Below are 9,062 nucleotides of genomic sequence, written 5' to 3'. Positions count from 1 at the left end.
AGCGGGGGCGGTACCCGGCCGGGTACCGCCCCCGCTCGTCCCTCAGCTCAGAGAGCTCAGAGAGCCACGCCGAGCAGCGCGTCCACGGTGCGGCTGACCAGGCCGGGGGCGCCGATGTCCGTGCCGCCCTCCGCCTGCTGACGGGCCGCCCAGCGGTCCACGGCCGCGAGCGCGGCGGGCGCGTCCAGGTCGTTCGCCAGAGCCTCGCGGACCTCGTCCACCAGCGCGTCGGCCGAGGGGCCGTCCGGGCGGGAGACGGCGGCGCGCCAGCGGCCGAGACGTTCCACGGCGTCCTGGAGCACCTGGTCGGTCCACTCCCAGTCGGAGCGGTAGTGGTGGGAGTGCAGCGCGAGCCGGATGGCGGCCGGGTCGACGCCGTCGCGGCGCAGCGCGGAGACGAAGACGAGGTTGCCCTTCGACTTCGACATCTTCTCGCCGTCCAGGCCGACCATGCCGGCGTGCACGTACGCCTTGGCCATGGGGAACTCGCCGGTGAGCACCTGGGCGTGGGAGGCGCCCATCTCGTGGTGCGGGAAGGCGAGGTCGGAGCCGCCGCCCTGGACGTCGAAGGTCATGCCCAGGTGGTCCAGCGCGATGGCGACGCACTCGATGTGCCAGCCGGGGCGGCCCCGGCCGAGCGTGCCGCCGTCCCAGCTCGGCTCGCCCTCGCGGGCCGCGAGCCACAGCATCGGGTCGAGCGGGTTCTTCTTGCCGGGCCGGTCCGGGTCGCCGCCGCGCTCGGCGGACAGCACGCGCATGGCGGCCGCGTCCAGGTTGGAGACCTGGCCGAAGTGCGGGTCGGCGTCGACGGAGAAGTAGACGTCGCCGTCGAGGTCGTAGGCCGCGCCGAGATCCCTCAGCCGTTCCACGAGCGGGACGATGCCGGGTATGGCCTCGACCGCGCCTATGTAGTGCTGGGGCGGGAGCATTCTGAGGGCGGTCATGTCCTCGCGGAACAGGGTGGTCTCCTGCACGGCGAGGTCGGCCCAGTCGACGCCGTCGCGGGTCGCGCGCTCCAGCAGCGGGTCGTCGACGTCGGTGACGTTCTGGACGTAGTGGACCTGCCGCTTGGTGTCGAGCCACACGCGCTGGACGAGGTCGAACGCGTTGTAGGTCGCCGCGTGACCCATGTGGGTCGCGTCGTACGGCGTGATGCCGCAGACGTAGATCCGGGCGACGGGACCGGGGTCGAGGGTGACCGGACCGTCGGTCGCGGTGTCGTGAATCCTCAGGTCGCGGCCCTGACCAGGCAGGGCGGGGACCTCGGAAGCGGGCCAGGCATGCATGTACATGAGCGTAACCGGCCATGAGCTGGGGCTACGAACCGGATCGCGCCCAAGGCGGCCGGATGGCCGGATGGGCGCTCTTGCGCGGGGCGTCCGGCTGTGCTCGTCCGTGCCCGCCCGGCTCAGACCGGGGGCCAGGGGATGGCGGGCCACTCCCCGGTGGGTTCGGGGTGGCGGCCGGTGGCGAGGAGGCCGTCGACGCGGGCGCGGGTGGCGTCGATCTCGGCCGGGGTGAGCAGCTCAGCGAGCTTGGCGGCCAGGGTCCCGCCCTCGGCGAGGCTGTCGCGCAAGGAGGCGAGGACCTCGACGGCGTCCTCGGTGAGGGGTTCGCCCGCCCAGCCCCACAGCAGGGTGCGGAGCTTGTTCTCGGCGTTGAAGGAGACGCCGTGGTCGATGCCGTAGAGGTGCCCGGCGACGGTGGGCAGGAGGTGGCCGCCCTTGCGGTCGGCGTTGTTGATCACGGCGTCCAGGACGGCGAGGCGGCGCAGCCGGTCGTCGTCGGCGTGCACGAGCAGCGCGGTTCGGCCCTCGCCGACCTCGGCGAGTCCGATGGCCTTCCAGCCGGGCCCGGCCTCCTCGCCCTCGGCCAGCGCGAGGAGTTCGGCGTCGGTGCTCACCTCGATCCAGAGCTGGCACATGCCTTCGCCGTAGGGCCCGTCGCGCAGCACGGTCGGCGGGATCAGGTCCCAGCCGGTGGCCTTGGACACCTCGTAGGCGGCGACCTCGCGGCCGGCCAGGGTGCCGTCGGGGAAGTCCCACAGGGGGCGCTCACCGGCGACCGGCTTGTAGACGCAGGTGGCCTCCTGGCCGTCGAGGGCGACGGTGCAGAAGAGTGCGGCGTTGGAGGCGTCCCGGATGCGGCCGCGTACGGTCAGCTCGCCGTGGGCGAGCAGTTCGGCGGCGTCCGCGTCGGTTTCCGTGTCCGCGGCGCTCACGCTCCCCGGCGGTATCCGTTCTGGCGCGGACATACGTGTCCTTCCGGGTCGAGCGGGAGGCTGCACAGCGGGCACGGCGGCCGCCCGGCGTTGACGACGTCCAGGGCGCGCTTGGCGAAGGCCCTGGCCTGCGCGCCGGTGAGCCGGACCCGCAGCATCGGGGGTCCGTTCTCCTCGTCCTGGAGGAGGCGTTCCTCGGCCTCGGCGAGGTCCTCGGCGGTCTCGGCGTCCAGTTCCACCAGGGCCTGGGCCTCGACGACCATGCGCTGTTCCTCGCCGTCCCAGGCGAGCGCCATGGTGCCGACGCGGAACTCCTCCTCGACGGGGCTGTCCAGCGGGCCGGTGTCGGTGATCTCGGCCGGGGCGACGGCCGGCACCGCGGCATTGCCGCCGCTGCGCCGCACGACCTCGTCGAGCAGCTCGTCCATGCGTTCGGCGAGCGCGGCGACCTGGGCCTTCTCCAGGGCCACGCTGGTCACCCGCGGGCCCGCGGTGGCCTGGAGGAAGAACGTACGGCGTCCGGGCAGTCCGACCGTGCCGGCCACGAAGCGGTCCGGCGGGTCGTAGAGGAACACCTGACGGGACACGTCCTGTCTCCATTGGGTTCGGGATCGTTGGAGCGGTTCAAGCGGTCGGTAGGGGCGTGCGGGCACACCGTGCGGCCGACCGCCTCACCCTACTGCGGGCGGCGATCACGGTGCGCCCGCACCGCCCCCGACCGGTGCGTCGTCGTCCGGGGGCGTCTCGCGGGGGGCCAGCGAGGCGAGGTCGCCGGTCTCGCCGAGGCGGACCAGATAGGGCCGCAGCCGGGTGTAGCGGATCGCGGTGACCGAGCAGGGCTCCACCGAGACGCGCTGGAACAGGTCGAGGTGGAGGCCGAGGGCGTCGGCGACGATCGACTTGATGATGTCGCCGTGGGAGCACATCAGGTACACGGCGTCGGGGCCGTGCTCGCTCTCCACGCGCGCGTTCCAGTCGCGTACGGCCGCGACCGCGCGGGTCTGCATCTCGCGCAGGGACTCGCCGCCGGGGAAGGCGGCGGCGGACGGGTGCGTCTGGACGACCTCCATGAGGGGTTCGTCCTTCAGCTCGGCCAGTTTGCGGCCCGACCAGTCGCCGTAGTGGCACTCCCCGATCCGGTCGTCGGTGCGGGGGGTGAGATCGGGGCGGGCGTCCAGCAGCGGCCGCATGGTCTCCTGGCAGCGCTGGAGGGGGCTGACGACGATCTCGGCCAGCGGCAGGGCTCCGAGACGGCCCGGCAGGGCGGCGGCCTGCTCGGCACCGCGTTCGTCGAGGGCGACGCCGGGGGTCCAGCCGGCGAGGAGCCCCGCGGTGTTGGCGGTGGAACGGCCGTGCCTAACGAGGATCAGGGTGGGCATGCGGCCCAGCGTAGACCGGCGCCGCCGGGCGGTGACCGGGGGCGCACAATGATGGGAGCCCCGAGTGTGTTCGGGGCAGGACGGCGGGAGAATGCGCTCCGTGATCTTCGACTGTGCCATCTACCGTGACGGGCATCGGACCGATTCGTCCGACGACCCGGCGAAAGCCCTGCGGGAGGCACGTGCGTCGGACGACGCGTTCGTGTGGATCGCGCTGCACGATCCGACGGCGGACGAGTTCGAAGAGGTCCGCAAGGTCTTCGGGCTGCACCCGCTGGCGGTCGAGGACGCCCTGAAGGCCCACCAGCGCCCGAAGCTGGAGACGTACGACGACTCGCTGTTCGTGGTGCTGAAGCCGGTGTCCTACGAGTCGGCGCGCGACACGGTGACCACGAGCGAGGTCATGCTCTTCCTCGGCGACTCCTTCGTGGTGACGGTGCGGCACGGCGAACCCTCCCCGCTGCCGGAGGTACGGCGGCGGCTGGAGGAAGACCCGGACAAACTGCGGCACGGCCCGACCTCGGTCCTGTACGCGGTGGCGGACGCCACCGTGGACCAGTACCTGGATGTCGCGACGGAGCTGGGCACGGACCTGGAGGAGCTGGAGGCGGACGTGTTCTCTCCGTCCGACGCCGGATCACGGGACACCGCTTCCAGGATCTACCTGTTCAAGCGGCAGGTGCTGGAGTTCCGCCGGGCGACGATGCCGCTGACGGTGCCGATGACCCGGCTGGCGGGGATGGGGCAGTCCGCGACCCCGGTACCGTTCGTGGACACCGCGGCGCGGCCGTTCTTCCGGGACGTCAACGACCACCTGACCCGCGTCAACGACTCGGTGGAGGGCCTGGACCGGCTGGTGTCGGACGTCCTCTCCGCGCATCTGGCGCAGATGGGTGTGCGGCAGAACGACGACATGCGCAAGATCTCGTCCTGGGCGGCGATGGCCGCGGTCCCGACGCTGATAGCGGGCGTCTACGGCATGAACTTCGAGCACATGCCGGAGCTGCACTGGGTGTGGGGCTACCCCGCGGTGGTCGCGGTGATGGCGGTGCTGGAGCTGCTGCTGTACCGGAACTTCAAGCGGCGCGGCTGGTTGTAGCTCACACGGGTTCGGTCGCCCTGGGGGCGGGCCCGCCGAGGGCGTCGCGCCGCTCGGGCATCTCCAGGGTGACCATGCGGCGCCAGCCGACGGCCCGCTCCCACGCGTACAGGGCGTGGATGCCGGCCGCGAGGAGCGCGTTCCTCGCGGCGGACCAGCGAAGGACGCGGCCCATGTGGGCCATGACGGCGAGGCTGACGTCCCGGTAGATCCGGATCTCCGCGAGCGCGCTCTCCCGCAGGATGCGCTGGATGGTCCGGCCGTGGCCCCGGTACGCCAGGCGCAGGAGTTCCTCGTGGCAGTAGGCCAGGTGGTTGTCCTCGTCGTGGGAGATCATGCGCACCGCGCGGCCGAGGTCGGGATGGTCGCCGAAGTGCCGGAGGAGCATCCGCATCTGCTCGGAGGCCCGCTGCTCGGTGACCCGGCTGTGCGCGAGGTAGGTGACGATGTCCCGCTCGGTCAGCGGCCGGTCGGCCTTGAGCTTCTCGTGCGCGAGCCCGATGCCATGGCGTTCGAGGAGCATCGTGTAGTCGGTGTCCGGCGGGACCTCGACGGGCTTCAGGCCGCGTTTGCGCAACAGGGCCTCGAAGATGCGGCCGTGCTTGTCCTCGTCGGCGCCGTGCCGGGCGATCCGGGGCGCCAGCCCGCGCGCGCTCTCGGGGACCAGGGCGGCGATCCTGCCGTTCTCCCAGCCGCCCTGGGACTCGCCGCCGGCGGCGATGGAGCAGAAGAGCCGGAAGGACGCGTCGTCGTCGAGGATCTCCTGGAACAGGCTCTTGGCCGTGAGCATCGCGGGCCCCTCTCTGCACGGTTCCGCAGAGAAGTAGTCAAATGCGGGTCAAGGGGGCGCGCAACAGGAGGACATCCGCGCTCGGCCGAAGGAGGGACGCGTGGGGGCGTAACCCCGTCCGGCCCGGCGCGTTGTTCCCCGTGACGGCCGTGGCGGGGAAGACCCCCCGAGCCCCCACCACGGCCGCGAACCTCTCCCCCGGCCCCCGTCAGGCGAGGCCGGCACGCTCCAGGGCCTCGGCGCCGCCGCGCAGGGCCGCGAGCCGCTCCTCCAGGGTGAAGCCGGCCGGGGCGAGCGTGAGAGTCGTGACGCCGGCCGCCGCGTAGGCCGCCATCCGGTCGGCGATGCGGTCCACCGAGCCGAGCAGGGTGGTCTTGTCGATGAGGTCGTACGGGACGGCGGCCGCGGCGCCGTCCTTGTCACCGGCCAGGTACTTGTCCTGGATCTCGGCGGCCTCCTTCTCGTACCCCATGCGCTGGGCGAGCCGGTTGTAGAAGTTCTGCTTGCGGCTGCCCATGCCGCCCACGTAGAGCGCGGTGTAGGGGCGGAAGGTGTCCGCGAGCCGGGTCACGTCGGCGTCCTCGCCGAGGGCGAGCGGCACGGTGGGGCAGATGTCGAAGCCGTCGAGGGTCTTGCCCGCCTTCTCCCGGCCCGCGCGCAGGTAGGAGACGGCGGTGTCCTCCAGGTGCTCGGCGGAGGGGAAGATCAGCAGGGCGCCGTCGGCGATCTCGCCGGTCTGCTCCAGGTTCTTCGGGCCGATGGCGGCGATGTAGAGCGGGATGTGCTCGCGCTGGGGGTGCACGGTCAGCTTGAGCGGCTTGCCGGGGCCGCCGGGCAGCGGCAGCGTCCAGTGCTCCCCCTCGTACGACAGGCGGTCGCGGGTCATCGCCTTGCGGACGATGTCCACGTACTCGCGGGTGCGGGCGAGCGGCTTGTCGAACTTGACTCCGTACCAGCCCTCGGAGACCTGCGGTCCGGAGACGCCGAGGCCGAGGCGGAAGCGGCCGCCGGACAGGGAGTCCAGGGTCGCCGCGGTCATCGCCGTCATGGCGGGCTGGCGGGCCGGGATCTGGAAGATCGCGGAGCCCACGTCGATCCGCTCCGTCTGGGCGGCGACCCAGGTGAGCACCGTGGCGGCGTCGGAGCCGTACGCCTCGGCGGCCCAGCAGACGCTGTAGCCGAGCCGGTCGGCCTCCTGCGCCACGGCGAGGTTGTCCCCGTCCATCCCGGCGCCCCAGTAGCCGAGGTTGATCCCGAGCTGCATGCCGATCCCCTTACTCGCAAGTAACGTATCTGCGGCCGACCTTAGCGATCCTTTCCCGCGCGGCCCACCCCGGCCGGGGTGTCACGGGGTGTCCGGGCCGGGTGTCGCGGCCGGGTCCCGTTGTCCACAGGCAACCCACGGCAGCAGCTCTGGCCAGTAATCTCGCGCTCATGGAGCAGAGGCATCTCGGCCGTACCGGCCTGCGCGTGTCCCGGATCGGACTCGGCACCCTCACCTGGGGCCGGGACACCGAGGAGCACGACGCCGCGGACATGCTGAAGGCGTTCTGGGAAGCGGGCGGCACCCTCGTCGACACCGCGGACGTGTACGGCGACGGGGCGGCCGAGTATCTGCTCGGGCGGTTGACGGACTCCCTGGTGCCCCGCGAGGACCTGGTGATCTCCACCAAGGCGGGCAGCGTGCCCGATCCCGACCGGCCGGCCGACGGCTCCCGCGGACATCTGCTCGCCGCGCTCGACGCCTCGCTGGAGCGGCTGGGCACCGACCATGTCGACCTGTGGCACATCCACTGCCACGACCCCTCCACCCCGCTGGAGGAGACGCTCCAGGCGCTCGACCTCGCGGTCAGCAGCGGGCGCGCGCGGTACGCGGGGGTGTCCAACTTCTGCGGCTGGCAGCTCGCCAAGGCCGCCACCTGGCAGCTCGCCGCTCCGGGCGTCCGCACCCGGCTGGCCGGGACCCAGCTCGAGTACTCGCTGCTCCAGCGGGGGGCCGAGCGCGAGGTGCTCCCCGCCGCGCTCGACCTCGGCGTCGGCCTGCTGCCCTCCTCGCCGCTCGGCCGGGGCGTGCTGACCGGGAAGTACCGGGGCGGCGTGCCGTCCGACTCACGCGGTGCCTCCGAGCACATGGCGCCCTTCGTCGAGCCGTATCTCGACGACACCGCGAGCCGGATCGTGGACGCGGTCACCACGGCCGCCGACGGACTCGCGGTCACCCCGCTCCAGGTGGCCCTCGCCTGGGTCCGGGACAGACCCGGTGTCACCGCCCCGGTCGTCGGCGCGCGCAACGCACGGCAGCTCGCGGCGGCGTTGTCGGTGGAGGCGCTTAGTCTTCCTGACGAGATCTGCCGGGCGCTGGACGACGTGTCGGCCCCGGTGCACCGCTACCCCGATCACGACTGGAGCACCCTGTGACCACGGAGCAGACGCCTGCCGGCGACTCGGAAGGGGCCGCTTCCCCGGCCCCCACCCCGGCCGAGGGCACCTCCGGCGGAGCGACGGAAGCCGGGACGGGGGCCGCCGGGGACGGCGGAGCCGAGGTGTCCGGGGGCGGTGCAGAGCCCGCTGCCCAGGGGGCCGAGGCCGCCGGCGGCGGGGCTGATGCCGGGGCGCCGGACACCGGTGCCTCTGGCTCTGCCGAGGGCGCGAGTGCTCCCTCCGAGGCTGAAGCCGAGCTGGCTGCCCAGCGGGTGGAGCGGGAGCGGATCGCCCGGCGTAAGGCGGAGCGGCAGGGGCCTGTGGAGAGCGGGGGGAAGCTGAGCGGCAAGGCGGCCGATCTGCTGGCCGCCGTGCGGGCCGTGGAGAGTGGGGAGAGGGCGAGCGCGCCGAGCTTTGCCGAGGCCGCTCCCGCGCCTCGGCGGCCCGCGCCGGAGCCGGTGCGGCGACCGGAGCCCGTGCCGGTGACGTCCGCGCCTGACGCGGAGACCGTCGGGGCGGTACGGGCGGTGCTTGCCGAGGGTGGAGCGCCGGAGGCGTTGGCGCCGCAGGCGGCGGCCGCCCTCGGGGAGGGTGCCGAGGACATGCTGCGCGCCGATCCCTGGCAGTTGTTGCGGGTCGCGGGTGTGCGGCCGGAACAGGCGGACGGGTTCGCGCGGGCCCTGCTGGGCGCGGAGTGCCGTCCGGACGACGAGCGCCGCGGGCGCGCGCTGACGGTGTGGCTGCTGGAGCAGGCCGCCGTCGCCGGGCACACCGCGCTGGACCTCCCCGCGCTCACCGAAGCGCTGGGCAAGCGGGCGGTACCGGACCCCGGCGAGGCCGTGCAGAGCGCGCTCGCGGAGGGCGACGCCCTGGTCTTCCAGGACGCCCTGGAGGAACCCGGAGCCCAGCCGGCCGCCCAGACGGACGAGGAGGAGGTCCCGGTCCGTGTCCTCGCCGGTCTGGAGCGGTACGCCCTCGCCGAGGAGAGCCTCGCGGACGCGCTGGCCCGGCTGGTGAACTCGGTGCCCAAGGAGACCGAGGAGCCCTGGGAGGCGGCCGTGGCCGCGCTGACCGGGGGCGCGGCCGATCTCGCCCGCCAGGTCGCCGGGCACGGCCTGGTGCTGCACACCGGCGGCGAGGCGGCCCGCGCCG

At 73.3% G+C, this 9,062-nt stretch carries 9 protein-coding genes; 3 read left to right on the top strand and 6 right to left on the bottom strand.

The genetic code is table 11. From position 1 onward, the window contains the following. Positions 1 to 56 precede the first annotated feature (56 nt). The 4 genes from mshC to GT030_RS21515 all read right to left on the bottom strand — a co-directional run bounded on the left by mshC (position 57) and on the right by GT030_RS21515 (position 3,600). A complete protein-coding gene (mshC, locus tag GT030_RS21530) occupies positions 57 to 1,286 on the bottom strand; it encodes a cysteine--1-D-myo-inosityl 2-amino-2-deoxy-alpha-D-glucopyranoside ligase (protein ID WP_161199930.1) in 1,230 nt (409 codons plus the stop codon). 122 nt (positions 1,287 to 1,408) lie between these two features. Continuing rightward, on the bottom strand, positions 1,409 to 2,254 hold the full coding sequence (locus tag GT030_RS21525; RefSeq protein WP_161199929.1) for an SCO1664 family protein: 846 nt from the start codon (positions 2,252 to 2,254) through the stop codon (positions 1,409 to 1,411). Beyond that, entirely contained in the window at positions 2,218 to 2,808 is a 591-nt protein-coding gene (locus GT030_RS21520; RefSeq protein ID WP_161199928.1) for a DUF3090 domain-containing protein, read from the bottom strand. Before GT030_RS21520 ends, GT030_RS21525 begins: the two co-directional genes overlap by 37 nt. 105 nt (positions 2,809 to 2,913) lie before the next feature. Continuing rightward, on the bottom strand, positions 2,914 to 3,600 hold the full coding sequence (locus GT030_RS21515) for a histidine phosphatase family protein (RefSeq protein ID WP_161202508.1): 687 nt from the start codon (positions 3,598 to 3,600) through the stop codon (positions 2,914 to 2,916). Between the two features lie 100 nt (positions 3,601 to 3,700). Between GT030_RS21515 and corA the strand changes: the two genes are divergently transcribed. Next, complete coding sequence (gene corA, locus GT030_RS21510; protein WP_161202507.1) at positions 3,701 to 4,699, top strand: magnesium/cobalt transporter CorA; 999 nt, start codon at positions 3,701 to 3,703, stop codon at positions 4,697 to 4,699. A 1-nt stretch (position 4,700) separates the two neighbouring features. Here corA and GT030_RS21505 read toward each other — a convergent pair whose 3' ends face one another. Then, positions 4,701 to 5,489 carry a carbohydrate kinase family protein gene (locus GT030_RS21505; RefSeq protein ID WP_161202506.1) on the bottom strand — a complete coding sequence of 263 codons (789 nt, stop codon included), beginning with the start codon at positions 5,487 to 5,489 and terminating at the stop codon, positions 4,701 to 4,703. A 208-nt stretch (positions 5,490 to 5,697) separates the two neighbouring features. After that, the gene (locus GT030_RS21500; protein WP_161202505.1) at positions 5,698 to 6,753 is read right to left on the bottom strand and encodes an LLM class F420-dependent oxidoreductase; all 1,056 of its coding nucleotides are present in this window, start codon (positions 6,751 to 6,753) and stop codon (positions 5,698 to 5,700) included. A 170-nt stretch (positions 6,754 to 6,923) separates the two neighbouring features. On the opposite strand from GT030_RS21500, the gene GT030_RS21495 reads away from it, so the two are divergent. Next, entirely contained in the window at positions 6,924 to 7,907 is a 984-nt protein-coding gene (locus tag GT030_RS21495; RefSeq protein ID WP_161202504.1) for an aldo/keto reductase, read from the top strand. Beyond that, positions 7,904 to 9,062 (top strand): helix-hairpin-helix domain-containing protein (locus tag GT030_RS21490; protein WP_346009703.1); only part of this gene is annotated, 1,159 nt, incomplete at its 3' end. The genes GT030_RS21495 and GT030_RS21490, both read left to right, overlap by 4 nt.

This window comes from Streptomyces sp. SID1328 (assembly GCF_009865595.1).
Taxonomy (GTDB): domain Bacteria; phylum Actinomycetota; class Actinomycetes; order Streptomycetales; family Streptomycetaceae; genus Streptomyces; species Streptomyces griseoluteus.
This window is presented reverse-complemented; position numbering and strand designations above follow the sequence as displayed.

Coding starts and splice junctions, on each gene's coding strand:
- mshC (WP_161199930.1), bottom strand. CDS start 1,286: ATGCATGCCTGGCCCGCTTCCGAGGTCCCCGCCCTGCCTGGTCAGGGC.
- GT030_RS21525 (WP_161199929.1), bottom strand. CDS start 2,254: ATGTCCGCGCCAGAACGGATACCGCCGGGGAGCGTGAGCGCCGCGGAC.
- GT030_RS21515 (WP_161202508.1), bottom strand. CDS start 3,600: ATGCCCACCCTGATCCTCGTTAGGCACGGCCGTTCCACCGCCAACACC.
- GT030_RS21505 (WP_161202506.1), bottom strand. CDS start 5,489: ATGCTCACGGCCAAGAGCCTGTTCCAGGAGATCCTCGACGACGACGCG.
- GT030_RS21500 (WP_161202505.1), bottom strand. CDS start 6,753: ATGCAGCTCGGGATCAACCTCGGCTACTGGGGCGCCGGGATGGACGGG.
- GT030_RS21495 (WP_161202504.1), top strand. CDS start 6,924: ATGGAGCAGAGGCATCTCGGCCGTACCGGCCTGCGCGTGTCCCGGATC.